Genomic DNA, 16,441 nt, shown 5'->3' on the forward strand with positions numbered 1-16,441 from the left:
TCAACCGGGATAGCGGCCGATCATGAAGGCGCTATCCGGTTCTTCCGTGGTCGGGCATCCCGAAGCGGAAAGGCCCGCACGTAGAACCTTCATATGCGCATCGGGTATCCGTGGCGTCGGGCTACGCAACGGACCACCGTTGAAGCCCGCCAGCCAGTCCATATATTTCCAGTTGGTCCGGTTGATGAAATTGACGCCGGGCATATAGGCCGCCGTGCTGTTGCCCGCCGCCTTGCGCGCCGGATGCACCCGCCAATATTCCTTCATCGCCTCTTCCCACTTGCCTTCGCGCGCGAGGCCGAAGGCCTTGGGGAAATAATCGCCCATCCACTGGGTATAGCTGGTGCCCGAAAATTGCAGGTCCAGATGGTTCATCAGCGGAATGCAGTCCCCCTCGATCGGGCAGCTGATGACGACTTCATCGCGGAAGTGATGATACATTTCAATGAGGCCCGCGATCAGCGGAAAGCCCTGTTCCGACTTGACCGACACGATATTCGGGCAGGCGTCGAGCAATCGACGGATCAGTTCCACGCCCATGCCCATCGGATGGAAACGCTCAAAACCCCAGAGCGGGATCGCGAACAACATCACCGGCAGCCGCGTCGCGTCGCAAAAGGCCTTGCTATAGTCGAACACATCCTGTTCGCAGGTCGGCCAGAATTGCGAGGGGTAGGACAGCAGGACAATGTCGGCGCCCGCCTTTTCGGCCAGTTGCACCGCCTCGATATTCTCGGCCAGCGTGCCGAAACCGGCGTGGAAGAACAGGCCCAGCCGGTCGCCGGCCGTGTCCTTGGCGATGGCGGTGAACTGCGCATTTTCCTCCGGCGTGATCGCGACTTCGGTGCAGAGCAAAGTCCAGCCGAAGCCCAGTTCGATCATCTTTTCGATATCGTGCCGGATACCCTTTTCGTTCAGCGCCTTGAGGTCGGCGCTGTAACTGGGAATGGTCACGCCCGAACAACCGACCAGATGTTCTTTGGCCCAGCCGCGCAGTTCGCCATTATTGGTTACAGCCATCATCTTGTCCTATTTGATAATTGTGTGGATGGGCGGCATTCCGCCCCTTGGCTATCGGCCCGATGGCCGGACGCTCGCCATCGTACCAGAGCAGGCCGCCCTCGTGAGAGACATCTACCGGCGTTATCTCGAGGTCCGCAACGTGCGGCTGCTGGCCGAAGCCCTGCAGAAGGACGGCATTCTGGCGCCCGAGCGAACAACGGCCACGGGAAAGAAAATGGGGGGCCGCCCGTTCACCCGCGGCCAGCTCTATCTGATGCTGGGGTGCCGGACATATCGGGGAGAGGTCCGGCATCATGACGCCATTCATCCCGGGCTGCATGAGGCCATCGTCGGGCAGGATCTGTGGGATGCCGTTCAGGCCATGCTGGCCTCTAACCGTCAGGGCCATCGCTCCCGGCACAGGGCCGAAAATCCGAGCCTGCTGGCGGGCCTCGTCACCGACGACCGGGGCGAGCCGCTCGTTGCGGTCCACGCCACCAGGGGCAAGGTCCGCTACCGCTATTATGTCAGCCGGGCGCTCCACCATGGCGAAAGCAGCGAAGGCATGCGCATCCCAGCCCGGGAGCTGGAGAATATCGTGGTGGAGCGGCTCGCGATCCTGTGCGGGGATCCGCTGCAGCTCGCCATCGCCATCGACATGCCGCTCGAGAGCGCGGACCTGCCGACGTTTGCCGCCGGCCTCCAGAAGCTGGCCGAGGCCGTGAAACGACGGGACGGCGACATTCTGCGCAGCCTTGTCAGCAGAATTGAAGTGCGCCGTGTGGAGCGGCGTGCAAAATTGGCTCTGACGCAATTTTGATGACGGAGATCATGTCGCAGCCGCGATCAGTCTGGCCTCCAGGAGGTCAAGCTTGGCTCGGCCGTACATCTGCCGCTTGACGAGCTTGAGCTTGGTGATCTGGCCTTCGGTCTGCCCGTTTGACCAGTTCGAGGCGATCGCGGCCCGAACGGCGTCGATGTCCTTGGTCATGCCGCGGGCGAAGGAGTTCACCAGGCTTTGACGCGCTCTTTCGAGCCAGGCATCGAGAGAGGAGGCCGCTTTCTTCCGCAGCATGACATGGAAGGCGTCGGTGATGTCGCGTGCCTCGACGAGTTCGGGGACGGATTCCTCGATCGCCGCGACGGTGATCGTTTCAGCTCTCGAAAGAGCTTCGCGCTCTACCATCATCAGCCGCGCGATGGTTCGAGCTGACGGAACCCGGTGCAATCCCTCCGCTTTTTCCGCCCGCCGCTTCCGCGTTGCCCATTCGGTCACTACCCGAAGCGAGCCCCCGAAGCCCTGCTGTCGCATCTGCCGCCAAAGCTGTGCAGCGTTGCGCTGGCCACCAGCCCATTCCGCATCGAGCCAAGGCAACCAGGCTTCAAGGGAGTTTTCCCGAGTACGGAAGATATCGGTCCGCTGACCACGCAACACAGCCCGCACATAACCTCGGCTGCGCCCGGTCCGGCGAACGATCTCCTTGATACCGAGCCCAGATTTTGCCTGCTTCAAAATGATTTCGTTGTTTTCCTGTCGGCGAAGATAGCCCTCATATTGCAAGCGTTCCGCCGCCGTGAGCAGGTCCGGATTAACGATGGTCGTGCCGATCGCCGTACGGATTTCGCGCATCGAGCAGCGAACCGCATCGAGAAAGGCGTGGCTGGCATTTTCCATCAGATGCCAACGATCAGCCACTTGCTGGGCGTGGGGAAGGGCCTGGGCGGCGGCTAACGCATATCCACCTCCGCGGTCCCGGGCGACGACCTCAATCTGCTGTTGTCCCACGAGCCAGCCGCGTGCGGTGGCAGGCTCGCGATCGGGGAGCAAACGGATCGGCCTACGCCGTTCGAGATCGCAGATAATTGTGCCGTAACGCTGATTGCGCCGCCATGCCCAATCATCAATGCCGACCACCGTGGGTGCAGCATGTTCAGGACGGCCACGGCGACGGATCGACCGCAGCAGCGTATCCTTGCTGACGGGCGCCATCAGCCGATTGGCAAAACGAGCGCCGGGCCGACCGCCAAGTGCCAAGCCGAGATGAAAGACCAGCAAACCGAGCCTACTGGTTCGGCGCGCCCAAGGTTCCACAACCTCGGTGTCGAAGCGCTCGGCGAAAATACGTCTGGCACAGTTTGCTGTCCGACAGCGGAATCTCCGCGCATTGAGAACCAGACGAACGGATCGGCCGGCCAGCGGAAGGTCACCCAACCGCCGGGAATAATGGCTATGCACCGCCGCCGCCTTAACGTCGCAGCTTGGGCACCGAGAATATGGCTTTGCTGAACGAACCGCGATTTCCATCACCGCTCCAGCATTGTCGACCTGTTCTACCACCAGGCCCGCTGGCACCAACGCTCCATTACGCAATCGACGAGGCATGCTGCTGATCCTCCTTGGAAAATCAACCAAACCCTACCTGCCAATTGCATCAAATATGAGTCAGAGCCCAAAATTGACCCCCATCATTCCAGAGTGTGAGGCGTCGCGGCTTGGGCTTCCAGGCGGCGAGGACGGGGATGTTGATTGTGGAGACTATTGCCAAGATACGCAGGGAGCACAGGGACGGTAAGCCGATCAAAGAGATCGCGCGTGATTTACGGTTGTCGCGCAACAGCCGGCAGCCGCCATCGCTCACGCCGCGGAGCCTGATAAAGCTGGCCGCCATCCCTCTGGACTGGAAACGCCAGCGCGAAGCACTCGGCTTCTAGCAGCCGCTCGAAAAACCGTGTGCCACCTGAAGAGGCCTCGTGAGACGCGGGGCCTTTTTTGTGACTCCCGGACCCAGAATCGCGTCTCTGCGGCCACCGCTTTTCTGACACACCATGAAACAGGCGCGGAACTGCGCCATTCCTGCGCCTGCCAACAGTCGCGCCCGATTTTGGGTCGCTATGAGAGAATACGTGGTGCGCCCAACAGGATTCGAACCTGTGGCCTTCGGATTAGGAATCCGACGCTCTATCCTGCTGAGCTATGGGCGCCCGGTGAAGGCTCTATGCTGCGCGGAGGGTGTGGTCAATTCTTTGCTTCAGGGGGAACCACCGGAAAAGGCAGCGGCGCCACCTCCACCCCTTCGGCAATCAGCGCCCGCGCCTCTTCCAGCGCGACTTCGCCATGGATGCTGCTGCGGTCCTGTTCGCCATAGTGCATGGCGCGGGCCTGCTCGGCAAAACCGCGCCCGACCCAGGTGGAATTTTCCAGCGCCTTCTGCTGCGCCTGCGCCAGTGCCTGGATCAGTTCGCGCATCTTGCTCTCTTCGCCCGCGCCCATGGCGATCGATGCGCCGTCGGAGGGACCAACCTGCGCCAGCAGTTCGCTGCGGCTGTTGCCCTTGGCGCCGACGGCAGGCGCCATCACGGCCTTGCTCACCTGCATGTCACCGCATAGCGGACAGGACAGCAGCCCCCGTGCCTTCTGGTCTTCATAATCGGCGCTGGAACCGAACCAGGCCTCGAACACATGGCCTTGGGATTCGCATTTGAGGTCGAAAACAATCACGACACTGTCACATCCATGGGCAATGATCGCCGATTGGCGAGCGCGGGGACTCGACCGCGCACGTCCTCTATGCGCGACAGGTCGATCTCCGCAAGGGCAAGGCCCGCCGTTTCGCCCATATCCAGAACAATGTCCCCCCATGGGTCAGCGATCAGGCTGTGGCCATAGGTGTCGCGACCATCGGCATGATGGCCGGTCTGCGCGGCGGCGATCACGAAGCAGCCCGCCTCGATCGCCCGCGCCCGCAGCAATATGTGCCAGTGCGCCCTGCCCGTCGGCACAGTGAAGGCGGCCGGTATCAACAGCACCGTCGCGCCCGCATTGGTGAGCGCCCGGTAAAGATCGGGAAAGCGCATATCGTAACAGACCGACAGCCCCATGCGCGCCCAGGGCGTGTCGACGGCGACGACCCGTTCGCCCGGACCATAGACCGAGGATTCGCGCCAGCTTTCGCCCGTCGCCAGATCGACATCGAACAGATGGATCTTGTCATAGCGCGTGCGGATGGCACCATTGTCGTCGATCATGAAGCTGCGATTGGCCCAGCGTCCATCGCCGCGCTCATCCTTGAGCGGCAGGGAGCCGAGATGCACCCACAGCCCCTGCTTCGCCGCTGCCTCGCGCACCACCGCCAGCACCGGATCGTCCGCCTCCGACCGGAGCGTCGCCGCCGCCCGCCGCCGGTCGCGGTCCAGATAACCCGCCATTTCCGGGGTGAAGAGCATGTCCGCCCCTTCCCCTCTGGCGCGCGCCGCCATCTCCACGATCGCCGCGGCATTGGCGGCGGGGTCGATCCCGCTGGTCATCTGGAAGATCGCGGCGCGCATCGGATTATACTCCCAGCAGCGCGTCGAGCTTGCCCTGCCGGTCCAGCGCCACCATGTCGTCGCTGCCGCCGATATGCGCGCCGTCGATGAATATCTGCGGCACCGTCGTCCCGCCATTGGCGCGGCCCAGCATTTCCTCTCGCTTCGGACCGCCCATGGTGATGTCATATTCCTCGAACGGGACGCCCTTGCCCTCCAGCAACGCCTTCGCCCGCGCGCAATAGCCGCACCAGGCCTTGGTATAGATTTCCACTTTCGCCATTTGTTTCGATACTCCTTGGCTGCCGAAATTGTGACTGGGCGGGCTTTTGTCAATCATCCACATCCGGCAGCACCCGCGCCCAGCAGAGCAGATGAACGCTCGCCGCGCCGCCGCGTTTCAGCGTCCGGGCGCAGGCCGCCGCCGTCGCGCCGCTGGTATGCACATCGTCGATCAGCAGCACGGCCTTCCGCTTGAGGCCATGGCCCGGCGCCAGCGCAAAGGCGCCGCGCACCGCCTTCGCCCGCGCTTTCGGGTTCATGCCGCGCAACGGCGCCGTCCGCCGGCTGCGGAGCAAGCTATGGTTGTCGACCGGCAGATCCGTCATCCGCCCCAGATGCCGGGCGATCAACGCCGCCTGATTGAACCCCCGCCACCACAGGCGCCAGCGATGCAGCGGCACCGGCACGATCACCGCATCCTCCATCTCGGGAAGCTGCCGCGCCATCTGCCGCGCGATCAACCGGGCAAGACCGATGCGCCGCCCATATTTGAGCCGCAGCGCGACCGCCCGCGCGACATCGCCATAGGCCAGCACCGCCCGCGCACTGTCGAAAGGCGGTGGCTCGGCAAGACAGGAGCCACATTGCGCGCCCTCGCCCCGATCATAGTCGAAAGGCACGCCGCAGCGCGCGCAGCAGGGCTCCCCCAGAAACCGCATCCCGCTCCAGCAACCGAGGCAGAAGGCATCGTCCGCATCCACGATCATCCCGCAACCGGGGCACCGGGGCGGCAGGGCATAATCGAGCGCCGGGCGCAGCATGGTCTTGAGAAGCGGCGAAAGGGACATCATCTCCCTTGTTCCCACTCCTTCGCCGATGCACAAGGCCCGCCATGACCAACCCCGACATCTTCGACCGCCGATTGCGCGCCCAGCGGCGCGACCGGATGGTGGCGCGCTTTGCCGAACATGACTTTCTCTACCGGGCAATGCTGGACGAACTGCTCGACCGGCTGGGCGATGTGCAGCGCGAGTTGAAGGAAGTGCTGGTGATCGGCTGCCCCGACGACAGCGCCAGGGTCGCGCTGGAAGCGATGGGCAAGACGGTCGTCTCCGCCGATCCCGGCTTCGCGGCGGCGCGGGCGCAAGCCGGGGGGCTGGGGCGTGTGCAGGTGGATGAGGATGCCCTGCCCTTTGCCGACGACAGCTTCGATCTGGTGATCGCCTGCGGCACGCTCGACAGCGTCAACGACCTGCCCGGCGCGCTGATCCTGATGCGGCGGATATTGCGGCCCGATGGGCTGATGCTGGCGGCCTTTACCGGCGCGGGTACGCTTCCGCGCCTGCGCGCCGCCCTGATGGCGGGCGAAGGCGACCGGCCGGGACAGCATATCCATCCGCAGGTCGATGTGCGATCGGCGGGCGACCTGCTGAGCCGGGCGGGCTTCACCATGCCGGTGGCGGATGGCGACGTGCTGACCGTGCGCTATGGCGACGTGCTGCGGCTGATGCACGACCTGCGCGGCATGGGGGCGGGCAATGTGCTGACATCCCGTCCGCCGGTGCTGCGGCGGGAGGCGCTGATGGGCGCCGCCCGGCATTTCGCGGCAGCGGCCGATGCCGATGGCCGGACCGCCGAGCAGATGGCGATCGTCTTTCTGAGCGGTTGGAAACCCGATCCGAGTCAGGCTCGGCCCGCACGCCGGGGCAGCGCGACCATGTCCCTGGCCGAGGCGCTCAAGCCCAAGCCCTGACCCGTTCCTAACAGGATTGTTACGCCGCCAACCGCAGGAACGGGACCGGTTCGGTCGAACGCAGGACGATCGGCTTGCCTTCCGATGCTTCGAACAGTTCACCGTCCAATATGACGCTGCTGTGATCGCCTTCGATACGGATCACATCGCCCTGTTCCAGATGGATGCCCTGCATCTGCGCCTTGCCGACGCGTCGGGTGATGCTGGCCCAGAGAAGGCGCAGCAAAGCGGGCAGATTCTGGTCGACCGCCATCAGCTTCATATGCCCGCGCTGGCTGCCGCCCGCTTCCAGACCCAACAGCAGCCGTTCCAGCGTCGTCACGATCAGCACTGCGAAGCGCCCGGCCAATTGCCCGTCTCGCATCAGGGAGATGCGCACGGGATGGCTGGATTGCGGCAGAAATCGGGCACGAATGCCAAAGACGAGCGACAGAATCACCGCGATCAACGTCAGGAAATGACTGACGCCGTTGGACAGGCCCAGCGGATAGATCTGGTTGCGGCAATAGAGCATGTAATCGGCCAGCCCCGCACCGCCCAGGAACATGCCCAGCACCGGCCGCGTTTCCGCCCTGCCGTCCGACAGGGCGATCAGTTCGCGCGCCACGACATGATCGTCGACGCCCGCCTTGGCGATCTGGACGATCTTTTCCAGCGCCTTGATCGGGTCGCCATGGATGCCGAGATCGAGCGCGATCAGGTTGGTCTTGCCATTGGGCAGCACCGCGATGGGCGGCACGCGACCCTGAAAATGCTCGCCCTGATACAGTTCGGTCAGCGCCGCCTGCACCGTGCCGTCGCCACCGTTGATGACGATGACGACCGGATCGACACGGGCGATGGTCTGCAACGCCCGGCCGATCTGTTCGACCTGTTCCACCTCATAATGGAAGATGTCTGGGTTGTTGGCGCAATAGCTGCGCACGCGCGGCAGCGTCTGCCGGTTGCCCGTCGACTTGGGATTGGACAATAGCGCGACGCGAACCATGGCAGATCACATATATTTGAGGTTGATGGTGATTTTCGTCACACCCGGCCCGGCATAGAAGGCGGCCTTTTCGACGCCCGGCTTGCCCAGGTTGAAGATGCTGATCGACGGATTGTTGGAAAAGCCGCCGCCATCGCGTGAAATATCGGTCTTGCCATTGCCGTCCCGGTCATGACGCACGGCGATGCCATATTTGCCGGCCTGCGGCACCGGCATGCAGAACCGCATCTCTCCGTTGCTGACCTTCACCGGCACGTCGATGCGGCTGAGCCATGCACCCTTGGCCAGCCAGGCCGCCTTGGTCGCGGGATAGGCTTGCACGCGCACCGTGCCGGTCGGAGCCGCGAAACCGCGCACATCGATCAGAACCGCCGGCCCTTTGGAATCGGCCGAACAGCGTTCCAGATCATTCCCGATTTCCATGCCGTGGGCGATAGCCGGGGCGGCGGCGAACAAGGCCCCCACCGACATCAGGCCCAATGCAACTTTGAACATGACCATCCTACTCCGTGAAGCTATAGCCGCCCGTTGACACTGGACGGCGAGCCCCTGTTCGCCCCGCAACTTACCTGTCTTCCGATATGGGCAGGGTTTGCGGCCAAATCATGGTGATGGGACGACCACATAGAGAAATGCTGACAGCCACCGACAGATATCTCGCCCGCCTGATCGCCTTGCCCATGTTGGGGACGCTGGTGATCTCCGCCATGCTGCTTGTGCTCGACAAGATGCTCAGCCTGTTCGACTTCGTCGCGGCGGAGGGCGGGCCGGTCAGCGTCGTGTGGCGGATGCTGGCCAATATGATGCCCGAATATCTGTCGCTGGGCATTCCCATCGGCCTGATGCTGGGGATATTGCTGGCCTTTCGGAAGCTGGCCATGTCGTCCGAACTGGACGTGATGCGCGCCGTCGGCCTGTCCTATGGCCGGTTGCTGCGCGTGCCCTATATGTATGCGATCGCGCTCGCCCTGCTCAATTTCGGCATTGTCGGCTTTGTCCAGCCGCTATCCCGCCATGCTTATGAAGCGCTGCGGTTTGAGCTGCGATCAGGCGCGCTGGGAGCCTCGATCAAGGTGGGCGAGTTCACCACGCTGGGCAAGCGGATGACCCTGCGGATCGAGCGCAGCCTGGACGAAGGGCGCAACCTGCAGGGGATTTTCGTCCGCGCTCTCGGCAAGGACGGGCAAACCGTGGCGGTGACGGCGGCACAGGGCGAATTCCTGGCTACCGACGATCCCGACACCATCATCTTCCGCCTGCGCAACGGCGTGCTGGTCAACGACGCGCCGAAATATAAGTCGCCGCGAATCCTCTCCTTTTCCAGCCACGACCTGCCGATCGACCTGCCTCAGATCGAGAAATTCCGGGGACGCGACGTGGATCGGGAGAAAACCATTCCCGAACTGGTGGTGATGGGCCATGATCCGTCGACGCCTGACAAGCTGCGCAACGAAATCCGCGCCAATTTCCATTTCCGCATGGTGGAGGTGGCGATGATGCTGCTGCTGCCGCTGGCGGCCCTCGCCTTCGCCATTCCGCCCAAGCGATCCACTTCGGCGCTGGGGGTATTCCTGTCCATCGTGTTCATCGTGACCTATCACAAGATCAACGAATATGGGCAGGGCGTCGGATCGCTGGGCAAGATCGACCCGATCATCGCGCTTTGGGGACCGTTCCTGCTGTTCGCGGGGCTGATCCTGTGGATGTATCATGTGATCGCGCACCGCCCCGGCGGCCAGCCGATCGCCGCGCTCGAATATGCCTTTGCCAAGATCGCCAAGCAGATTCCCCGTTTGCTGGGTCTGGTCCGGCGACGGCGAACCGTGGCGGAAGGAGCCGCCTGACCCATGCATCAGTTCAATTTCTTCCCGTCACGCCAGATCAGCTGGTACATGGCGCGGCTGTTCCTGACCCGCACTTTCGCGGTGCTGGCGATGCTGGTCGCGGTGCTCCAGACGCTCGATCTGCTGGGCGAATCCGGCGACATTCTTGCCTATGCCGGCAATGGCGACGCGCAGCTCTGGCATTATGTGGCATTGCGCGCACCGCAGATCGTTGCCCGATTCCTGCCCTTTTCGGTGTTGCTCGGCACGCTCATCATGCTCGCCAGCCTCAACCAGAACAGCGAGATCATCTCGATGAAGGCGGCGGGGCTGTCCGCGCATCAGATATTGGCGCCGCTGCTGGCGGCAGCGATGGGCGTGGCGGTCATCAGCTTCGCCTTCAACGAACGGATCGTGGCGCGTTCGACCGCGCGGCTTTCGGCGTGGCAGGCTGTGGAATATGGCCCCCTGCCCCCTGAAACCGGGGTCAAGGCCAATCCTTGGGTGCGCGACGGCAATAATCTGGTGACGGCCGCCATCGTCGCCGGACGGGGCACGGCGGTCCAGTTGCGTAAGGTCGAGATCTTCAACCGCGTCAACAATACGCTGACCACCATCGTGCAGGCGCCCAAGGGCCATTATGACGCCGCCAGCAAGAGCTGGGTGCTGGAAGGCGCCCGGCAGTTCGACGTGGCGCGGGGCACCGAGCAACAGATCGGCACGGTGCGCTTCGGACATGATATCCGTCCCAACCAGTTCACCCTGGCCAAGATCGATCCCGACGCCCTGACCTTCGACCAGTTACAGGCTGCGATCGGCGACCTGCACGATGCCGGGCGGCCGACGGCGGAGTTGGAAGGGAGCCTGTGGCACAAGCTGTCAGGGCCGCTGTCCGCCCTGCTGATGCCGATATTGGGTTCGGTCGCGGCCTTCGGCCTCGCGCGGTCGGGCCAGCTTTTCGTGCGCGCGGTGATGGGGATGGCGCTGGGCTTTGCCTATTTCGTGGCGGACAATTTCTCGCTCGCCATGGGCAATCTGGGCGCCTATCCGCCTTTCCTCGCCGCCTGGGCGCCGTTCCTGCTGTTCCTGCTGCTGGGCGAGACGGTGCTGTTCCGGACCGAGGAATAACAAAAAGGCCGGGGTTTCCCGGCCTTTTCTTTTAACGGCGAACCATCGTGCTGCGCGCGATCTTGCCGACCAACGGCCACATGCCGGGATAATTGCCCCGATGATAGGGCGAATCCGCTGCCAGCGTCGTCACCAACCGCTTATGCGCCTCTCCCAAGGCATGATAGGGGACGCTGGGCAGCAGGTGATGCAACGCGTGATAGCGCAGCCCCACCGGCGCCCAGATTTCGGCAAAGGGCGACGGCGGCGGCACATTGACCGAATCGAGATATTGCGCGGTGACGGTCATCGCATCACCCTCATTCTCCCAGAGATGCGCGACGAGCGTGCGCAGCTGGTTGATGACGGTCATGGCCGAATGCACGGCCATATAGGTCAGCAGCGGCTTCCAGCCGAAGGCGAACACACTGCCGACCAGCGCCAGCGCGAAAATGCAGGCCCCCGCCTCCTGCCACGCCCATGCCCGCGCGAACTCCCCTTCCGGCGCGCGGCGGCGATAGGCGGGGTTGATCGAGAGCGCGGAAAACTCCGCCACCACCTTCCGCCGCAGCGGCGGGAAGAGCAGGCTGAGCGGCGCCAGCACACCAAAGCGCAGGATGAGGCCGACCGGCGCCAGCGCCGCCACCAAGATGAACAGCGGCAGCGACCAGGGCTTCATCAATGCCAGCGGCAGATATTCCGGGTCATTGGCGGTGCCATAGCGGGTGCGCGCATGATGCTGGGTGTGCACCTCCTCATACATGAAGGAGGGGATCATCAGCGGAATGCCGACGATCAGGTTCCAGCCGAAGCGGAAACCCGGCAGCGCACCTTTACGGATATGCGTCAGCTCATGGATGAAGCTCGCCGCGCGGTAGAGCGCCAGCATCGCCACCAGTCCGAACGCCACCATCGGCACGCCATCGGTCAGGATCGCCCCGGCCAGCGCCGCATAACCGACAAAGGCCGAAACCAGCAGGTCGGGCCAGTAGATGAATGCCTTGGCCGTCGACAGCTCACGTGTCAGGTCCGCCGCCGCGCGCAGCATCGCCGCATCGTCGGGGATCGCGCTCTTCGTCCGCGAAACGGCTGCAATATGGGGATCGTGCACAGTCATGCCGTGGTTCCTAAAGGGTAAATGCGCTGCAATTGGGGCAGCAACATGACGATTTCGCCTTGTTGGGCCATCCGCTCATGTCCCGATTGACATTCGTCCGACAAGCGCCGAACTGCTCTGCCCAAACCTCTCCAGCGAAAGCTCCCCCGTGGCCAATACCGAACTGGTGATCACCCCCGTCATGTCCAAGGCCGATCGCAAGGCTTTTGTCGACCTGCCCTGGCGGCTCTACGCCAACGACCCCAATTGGGTGCCACCGCTGAAGGATGAGGTATACAGCCTCATCACGCCGGGCAAGAATCCCTTTTTCGGCCATGCTGAGGCGCAATATTTCCTCGCTCGCCGGGGCGGCAAGGTCGTCGGCCGCGTGTCCGCGCATCTCGACCATCTGGCGCTGGGCCAACCCGCCGAGCAGGGCATGGGTCCCGGCACCGGCAATTTCGGCCTGTTCGAGGCGGAAGATGCCGAAGTGGGCGCGGCGCTGATCGCGGCGGCGGAAGGCTGGCTGCGGGCCAAGGGCATGACCCGCTCGCTCGGCCCGATTTCGCTGTCCATCTGGGAGGAGCCGGGCCTGCTGATCGAGGGGTTCGACCATCCGCCGACGGTGATGATGGGCCATGCCAGGCCCGCCTATCAAGCCATGGTCGAGGGTGCAGGCTACAAGCCGATCAAGCAGCTCAAGACCTATGAGCTGGATATCACCCAGCAATTTCCGCCGCTGATCCAGCGCATCGTCCAGTCGGGCGAGAAGAATGAACGCATCCGCATCCGCAATGTCGACAAGTCGAAGTTCGACAGCGAGGCGGCGATCATCCTGGGTATCTTAAACGACGCCTGGGGCAATAATTGGGGCTTCGTGCCGATCACCGATGAGGAAGTCGCCCATTTCGGCAAGCAGCTGAAGCCGATCGTCTTCAACGACCTCATCATGATCGCGGAGCTGGAGGGCGAACCCGTTGCGTTCATGATGACGCTGCCTGACCTGAACGAGGCGATTGCGCCGCTCAACGGCTCCCTATTCCCCTTCGGCTGGGCGAAGCTGCTCTGGTGGCTGCGCAAGCCCCAAGTGCGGACCATGCGCGTGCCGCTGATGGGCGTGGTGCAGCGGCTGCAATCATCCCGCATGGCGAGCCAGCTTGCCTTCATGATGATCGAATATATCCGCCGCAACTCGACGGCGAACTATGGCGCGACGCGTGGTGAGATCGGCTGGGTGCTGGACGACAATCAAGGCATGAACGCCATCGCCAACGCCATCGAAAGCAAGGTGAACAAGGTTTATCAGGTGTACGAGAAGGATCTCTGACCTTCCGCCGTAAGTCGGAGGGGCCGGATTAGGGCACCGCCACATCCACAGCGCCCGCCGCGATCTTCACCGTGGCGGGCGTTTTCGCCAGCACCTCCCCATCAATGGAGATGCGCTGCGGCGGCACTGTTTCCACGCGGAAGGATTTTCCGCGAAATTCCTCCGTATGCGCGTCCTTGTCGCGCAGCTTGAAGAATTTCGCATACCAGTCCCAGGCAAGCCGCGCATGGCTGCGCCCGACCACCGCCTGAATCACGATCTCCCCCGTATCCACATCGGCTTGATCGGACAGTTCCACCCCGCCATGATAGGGACCGTTCAGGATGCGCACCTCTGTCGACCACATGCGCCGTTCGCCGCTGCCATCGTCCAGCACCAGCCGAAAGGCGCGGAAGCCGACCGAACATTTCACCGCCCAGAACAGATAGCCGACCCGCCCGAGATAGCGCTTGAGCCTGTGCGGCACCGTGTCCCCGATCATCGGCGACAATCCCAGCGACGCCGCATTCACGAAATAATCATGCCCGATCATGCCGAGGTCGATCCGCCGCCGCTGGCCACCGGCAATGACCGCCACCGCCCCCTCCAGATCGAGCGGAATGCCAAGCGTCCGCGCAAAACTGTTCGCGGTCCCCAGCGGCAGCACGCCGAACACGCAATCCTTGCCCACCAGTTCATCCACCGTGCCGGACAACGACCCGTCGCCGCCGCCCACGATCACCATAGGCGCACCTTGCCCGACCGCTTGCCGCACCATGCCCTGCAATCGGTCCGGTTCCTTGACTGCATGCGCCGCGATCAGGCGCATGCCCGCACGCTCCAGCAGGGCTTTCGCATCGTTGAAAAGAGCCTCTCCCCGGCGGGAATGCACATTGACGATCAACACCGCCTCCCGCGGCAGGGATTTTGTTTCCATGCCTTAAATACTCGTGAGCCGGCAGTGAGGTCCGAAACCAATTCATGCCGGCACTCGTTCATGAGCGATGGCCCGCATCGCCCATCTGTCCGACATTCATTTCGGCGCGCATGACCCCAGAATCGTCGCCACCGCCGAAGTCTGGCTGCAACAGCACCGGCCCGATCTGGTCATCATCAGCGGCGATTTCACCCAGCGGGCCATGCGCAACCTGTTCCGACAGGCCGCCGCCTGGCTCAACCACCCGCTCTTCGCCATGCCGATCGGCTGGGGCAATGAATATAGCGAAGCGGCCGGGCGGCATGAGGACGCGGTGCGGGCGGCAGCGCAAGCGGGCATTCACATCGCGCTCGCCGGGCATTTCCATCGCACCTATGCGGAGGCGGCGCAGGAGGCGCGGGCCTGAACCTGTTCAGGCTCCGCGCCTAATCGAACGCCGCCTCTGCCAGCGCCGCTCCATGGTCGCGAACGGCGCTCGGCCAATCCGCCGATGCTTGCCCGAAACCCGCTTTGTCTTTGGCATAGAGCGCCCGCATGGCCTCTTCATAACCCGGCCGATCCCCCGCCATCACGGTCAGGAAATGATAGGCCGCGTCCATCGCCGCACGGGGCGATGGCTTGTCCTGGGCAGCCTTGCGCGCCGCCTCCACCAGCCGCCGCAGCGTCACCGAAGCCCCGCCGGGCTGCGATGCCAACCAGTCCCAATGCCGGGGCAGCAGGGTCACTTCCCGCGCCTGCACGCCCAGTTTCGGCCGCCCGCGTCCACGGCTCGGCTCCGGCGCAGGGCCGCGCAAATCGATGTCCACCTGCCGCCCGCTACCGTCATCGAACAGCAGCAGGTTCTGCGCCTCTTCCCCCATGGCATGGAGGGCGGCGCGCACCTCTTCCTCATCGCCCGTCGCGATCCAGAGGTCGCCCGCAAAAGCCGTCAAAGTCCGGGTCATGCCGAAATCTCCTTCGGCATGATCATTATTACCCGGATATTATTGAGTCAATATTGTCCGGGTAAAATTATTCAGTCAGTTCCACCCAGGTCGGCGCATGGTCGCTGGCCTTCTCCCGCCCGCGAAAATCCCTGTCCACCTGCGCATCGATCAGCCGGTCCGCCGCAGCAGGGCTCAGCAGCAGATGATCGATCCGAAAGCCCGCATCGCGCGGCCAGGCGTTCATCTGATAATCCCAATAGGTCCACACCCCTCCCGCCGGATGGCGCGAGAGGATGGCGTCGGTCCAGCCATCGCCCAGCAGACGCCGATAGGCCGCACGGCTTTCCGGCTGCATCAGCGCGTCGTCGGCCATGGCCTTCACTGAATAGACATCCTTGTCGCGCGGAATGACATTATAGTCGCCGGCCAGGATGGCGGGCACTTCCTCAGCCCAGATTTCGGCGGCACGGTCCCTCAGCCGCTTCATCCAGCGCAGCTTATAGTCGAATTTCGGTCCCGGCTGCGGATTGCCGTTGGGCAGATAGATGCTGGCGACGCGCACGCCCTTCACATCGGCTTCGAGATAGCGGCTATGTTCGTCTTCCGGCTCGCCCTCAAGGCCACGGCGAACCTCCGCCGGCGTCTCTCCGCGCGCCAATATGGCGACACCGTTGAACCCCTTCTGCCCATGCCAGATCGCGCCATAGCCGACGCTTTCAATATCCTTCAGGGGAAAGGTGTCGTCGGACGTCTTGATTTCCTGAAGGCAGGCAATGTCCGGCCGGGTCTCGTCCAGCCACTCCAGCAGACGCGGCAGTCGCGCCTTGATCCCGTTGATGTTGAAAGTGGCGATGCGCATGGACGAAATCTCCTTGCGCGCATCCCTAGAGCATCGTGCGAAAAAGTGGGAACCGGTTTTTCGTGAAAACGACGCGACAACGGGAAGAGGTGGGCCGCCCTTCGGCAAGCTCAGTTC

Annotated in this window: 18 protein-coding genes, 1 tRNA gene and 1 pseudogene; 7 read left to right on the top strand and 13 right to left on the bottom strand. The window is 63.4% G+C overall.

The window, feature by feature from the left end; genetic code table 11:
- Positions 1-1,023: a dihydrodipicolinate synthase family protein gene (locus HUK73_RS08660; RefSeq protein ID WP_218036441.1), complete on the bottom strand. Its 1,023-nt coding sequence runs from the start codon at positions 1,021-1,023 to the stop codon at positions 1-3.
- Between the two features lie 25 nt (positions 1,024-1,048).
- On the opposite strand from HUK73_RS08660, the gene HUK73_RS08665 reads away from it, so the two are divergent.
- The gene (locus tag HUK73_RS08665) at positions 1,049-1,822 is read left to right on the top strand and encodes a recombinase family protein (RefSeq protein ID WP_176591544.1); all 774 of its coding nucleotides are present in this window, start codon (positions 1,049-1,051) and stop codon (positions 1,820-1,822) included.
- 9 nt (positions 1,823-1,831) lie between these two features.
- Here HUK73_RS08665 and HUK73_RS08670 read toward each other — a convergent pair whose 3' ends face one another.
- Positions 1,832-3,385 carry an ISL3 family transposase gene (locus HUK73_RS08670; RefSeq protein ID WP_176591545.1) on the bottom strand — a complete coding sequence of 518 codons (1,554 nt, stop codon included), beginning with the start codon at positions 3,383-3,385 and terminating at the stop codon, positions 1,832-1,834.
- Between the two features lie 137 nt (positions 3,386-3,522).
- Between HUK73_RS08670 and HUK73_RS08675 the strand changes: the two genes are divergently transcribed.
- Positions 3,523-3,714, top strand: coding sequence for a hypothetical protein (locus HUK73_RS08675; RefSeq protein ID WP_176590058.1), 192 nt, complete (start codon positions 3,523-3,525; stop codon positions 3,712-3,714).
- A gap of 193 nt (positions 3,715-3,907) precedes the next feature.
- On the opposite strand, the gene HUK73_RS08680 is transcribed toward HUK73_RS08675, so the two are convergent.
- The 5 genes from HUK73_RS08680 to HUK73_RS08700 form a co-directional block, all read right to left on the bottom strand.
- Positions 3,908-3,984, bottom strand: a tRNA-Arg gene (locus HUK73_RS08680).
- Positions 3,985-4,018: 34 nt separating this feature from the next.
- Positions 4,019-4,501 carry a DUF1178 family protein gene (locus HUK73_RS08685; protein ID WP_176591546.1) on the bottom strand — a complete coding sequence of 161 codons (483 nt, stop codon included), beginning with the start codon at positions 4,499-4,501 and terminating at the stop codon, positions 4,019-4,021.
- Positions 4,498-5,328, bottom strand: a complete 831-nt coding sequence (locus tag HUK73_RS08690) for a carbon-nitrogen hydrolase family protein (protein WP_176591547.1) — start codon at positions 5,326-5,328, stop codon at positions 4,498-4,500. The genes HUK73_RS08685 and HUK73_RS08690 overlap by 4 nt, the downstream gene beginning before the upstream one ends.
- A gap of 4 nt (positions 5,329-5,332) precedes the next feature.
- Positions 5,333-5,590 carry a glutaredoxin 3 gene (gene grxC, locus HUK73_RS08695; RefSeq protein WP_176591548.1) on the bottom strand — a complete coding sequence of 86 codons (258 nt, stop codon included), beginning with the start codon at positions 5,588-5,590 and terminating at the stop codon, positions 5,333-5,335.
- A gap of 49 nt (positions 5,591-5,639) precedes the next feature.
- Positions 5,640-6,380 (bottom strand): ComF family protein, encoded by a 741-nt coding sequence (locus HUK73_RS08700; protein ID WP_176591549.1) that lies wholly within the window; start codon positions 6,378-6,380, stop codon positions 5,640-5,642.
- Positions 6,381-6,421: 41 nt separating this feature from the next.
- On the opposite strand from HUK73_RS08700, the gene HUK73_RS08705 reads away from it, so the two are divergent.
- Entirely contained in the window at positions 6,422-7,282 is an 861-nt protein-coding gene (locus HUK73_RS08705) for a class I SAM-dependent methyltransferase (RefSeq protein WP_176591550.1), read from the top strand.
- Positions 7,283-7,301: 19 nt separating this feature from the next.
- On the opposite strand, the gene HUK73_RS08710 is transcribed toward HUK73_RS08705, so the two are convergent.
- Entirely contained in the window at positions 7,302-8,270 is a 969-nt protein-coding gene (locus HUK73_RS08710; RefSeq protein WP_176591551.1) for a diacylglycerol kinase family protein, read from the bottom strand.
- Positions 8,271-8,276: 6 nt separating this feature from the next.
- Positions 8,277-8,771 (bottom strand): DUF2141 domain-containing protein, encoded by a 495-nt coding sequence (locus HUK73_RS08715; protein ID WP_176591552.1) that lies wholly within the window; start codon positions 8,769-8,771, stop codon positions 8,277-8,279.
- 131 nt (positions 8,772-8,902) lie between these two features.
- Between HUK73_RS08715 and lptF the strand changes: the two genes are divergently transcribed.
- Entirely contained in the window at positions 8,903-10,114 is a 1,212-nt protein-coding gene (gene lptF / locus HUK73_RS08720; RefSeq protein ID WP_176591553.1) for an LPS export ABC transporter permease LptF, read from the top strand.
- A gap of 3 nt (positions 10,115-10,117) precedes the next feature.
- Positions 10,118-11,221, top strand: a complete 1,104-nt coding sequence (gene lptG, locus HUK73_RS08725) for an LPS export ABC transporter permease LptG (protein ID WP_176591554.1) — start codon at positions 10,118-10,120, stop codon at positions 11,219-11,221.
- Between the two features lie 31 nt (positions 11,222-11,252).
- On the opposite strand, the gene HUK73_RS08730 is transcribed toward lptG, so the two are convergent.
- The gene (locus HUK73_RS08730; RefSeq protein ID WP_176591555.1) at positions 11,253-12,317 is read right to left on the bottom strand and encodes a fatty acid desaturase; all 1,065 of its coding nucleotides are present in this window, start codon (positions 12,315-12,317) and stop codon (positions 11,253-11,255) included.
- A 148-nt stretch (positions 12,318-12,465) separates the two neighbouring features.
- Between HUK73_RS08730 and HUK73_RS08735 the strand changes: the two genes are divergently transcribed.
- Entirely contained in the window at positions 12,466-13,623 is a 1,158-nt protein-coding gene (locus HUK73_RS08735) for an N-acetyltransferase (protein WP_176591556.1), read from the top strand.
- A gap of 28 nt (positions 13,624-13,651) precedes the next feature.
- On the opposite strand, the gene HUK73_RS08740 is transcribed toward HUK73_RS08735, so the two are convergent.
- Entirely contained in the window at positions 13,652-14,539 is an 888-nt protein-coding gene (locus HUK73_RS08740; RefSeq protein ID WP_176591557.1) for a diacylglycerol kinase family protein, read from the bottom strand.
- 67 nt (positions 14,540-14,606) lie between these two features.
- On the opposite strand from HUK73_RS08740, the pseudogene HUK73_RS08745 reads away from it, so the two are divergent.
- Positions 14,607-14,933, top strand: a pseudogene (locus tag HUK73_RS08745) (metallophosphoesterase); the annotation flags it as partial.
- 31 nt (positions 14,934-14,964) lie between these two features.
- Here the strand turns inward: HUK73_RS08745 and HUK73_RS08750 are convergent.
- Together HUK73_RS08750 and xth are read right to left on the bottom strand one after the other, a co-directional pair.
- A complete protein-coding gene (locus HUK73_RS08750; protein WP_176591558.1) occupies positions 14,965-15,483 on the bottom strand; it encodes a DUF2239 family protein in 519 nt (172 codons plus the stop codon).
- Positions 15,484-15,550: 67 nt separating this feature from the next.
- A complete protein-coding gene (xth, locus tag HUK73_RS08755; RefSeq protein WP_176591559.1) occupies positions 15,551-16,324 on the bottom strand; it encodes an exodeoxyribonuclease III in 774 nt (257 codons plus the stop codon).
- Positions 16,325-16,441 lie beyond the last annotated feature (117 nt).

This window comes from Sphingobium sp. EM0848, from assembly GCF_013375555.1.
Classification (GTDB): domain Bacteria; phylum Pseudomonadota; class Alphaproteobacteria; order Sphingomonadales; family Sphingomonadaceae; genus Sphingobium.

What these genes read in the sequence shown, in the direction of transcription:
- HUK73_RS08660 (WP_218036441.1), bottom strand. Translation starts at nt 1,023, where the DNA reads ATGATGGCTGTAACCAATAATGGCGAACTGCGCGGCTGGGCCAAAGAA.
- HUK73_RS08665 (WP_176591544.1), top strand. Translation starts at nt 1,049, where the DNA reads ATGGGCGGCATTCCGCCCCTTGGCTATCGGCCCGATGGCCGGACGCTC.
- HUK73_RS08670 (WP_176591545.1), bottom strand. Translation starts at nt 3,385, where the DNA reads ATGCCTCGTCGATTGCGTAATGGAGCGTTGGTGCCAGCGGGCCTGGTG.
- HUK73_RS08675 (WP_176590058.1), top strand. Translation starts at nt 3,523, where the DNA reads ATGTTGATTGTGGAGACTATTGCCAAGATACGCAGGGAGCACAGGGAC.
- HUK73_RS08690 (WP_176591547.1), bottom strand. Translation starts at nt 5,328, where the DNA reads ATGCGCGCCGCGATCTTCCAGATGACCAGCGGGATCGACCCCGCCGCC.
- grxC (WP_176591548.1), bottom strand. Translation starts at nt 5,590, where the DNA reads ATGGCGAAAGTGGAAATCTATACCAAGGCCTGGTGCGGCTATTGCGCG.
- HUK73_RS08700 (WP_176591549.1), bottom strand. Translation starts at nt 6,380, where the DNA reads ATGATGTCCCTTTCGCCGCTTCTCAAGACCATGCTGCGCCCGGCGCTC.
- HUK73_RS08705 (WP_176591550.1), top strand. Translation starts at nt 6,422, where the DNA reads ATGACCAACCCCGACATCTTCGACCGCCGATTGCGCGCCCAGCGGCGC.
- HUK73_RS08710 (WP_176591551.1), bottom strand. Translation starts at nt 8,270, where the DNA reads ATGGTTCGCGTCGCGCTATTGTCCAATCCCAAGTCGACGGGCAACCGG.
- HUK73_RS08715 (WP_176591552.1), bottom strand. Translation starts at nt 8,771, where the DNA reads ATGGTCATGTTCAAAGTTGCATTGGGCCTGATGTCGGTGGGGGCCTTG.
- lptF (WP_176591553.1), top strand. Translation starts at nt 8,903, where the DNA reads ATGCTGACAGCCACCGACAGATATCTCGCCCGCCTGATCGCCTTGCCC.
- lptG (WP_176591554.1), top strand. Translation starts at nt 10,118, where the DNA reads ATGCATCAGTTCAATTTCTTCCCGTCACGCCAGATCAGCTGGTACATG.
- HUK73_RS08730 (WP_176591555.1), bottom strand. Translation starts at nt 12,317, where the DNA reads ATGACTGTGCACGATCCCCATATTGCAGCCGTTTCGCGGACGAAGAGC.
- HUK73_RS08740 (WP_176591557.1), bottom strand. Translation starts at nt 14,539, where the DNA reads ATGGAAACAAAATCCCTGCCGCGGGAGGCGGTGTTGATCGTCAATGTG.
- HUK73_RS08750 (WP_176591558.1), bottom strand. Translation starts at nt 15,483, where the DNA reads ATGACCCGGACTTTGACGGCTTTTGCGGGCGACCTCTGGATCGCGACG.
- xth (WP_176591559.1), bottom strand. Translation starts at nt 16,324, where the DNA reads ATGCGCATCGCCACTTTCAACATCAACGGGATCAAGGCGCGACTGCCG.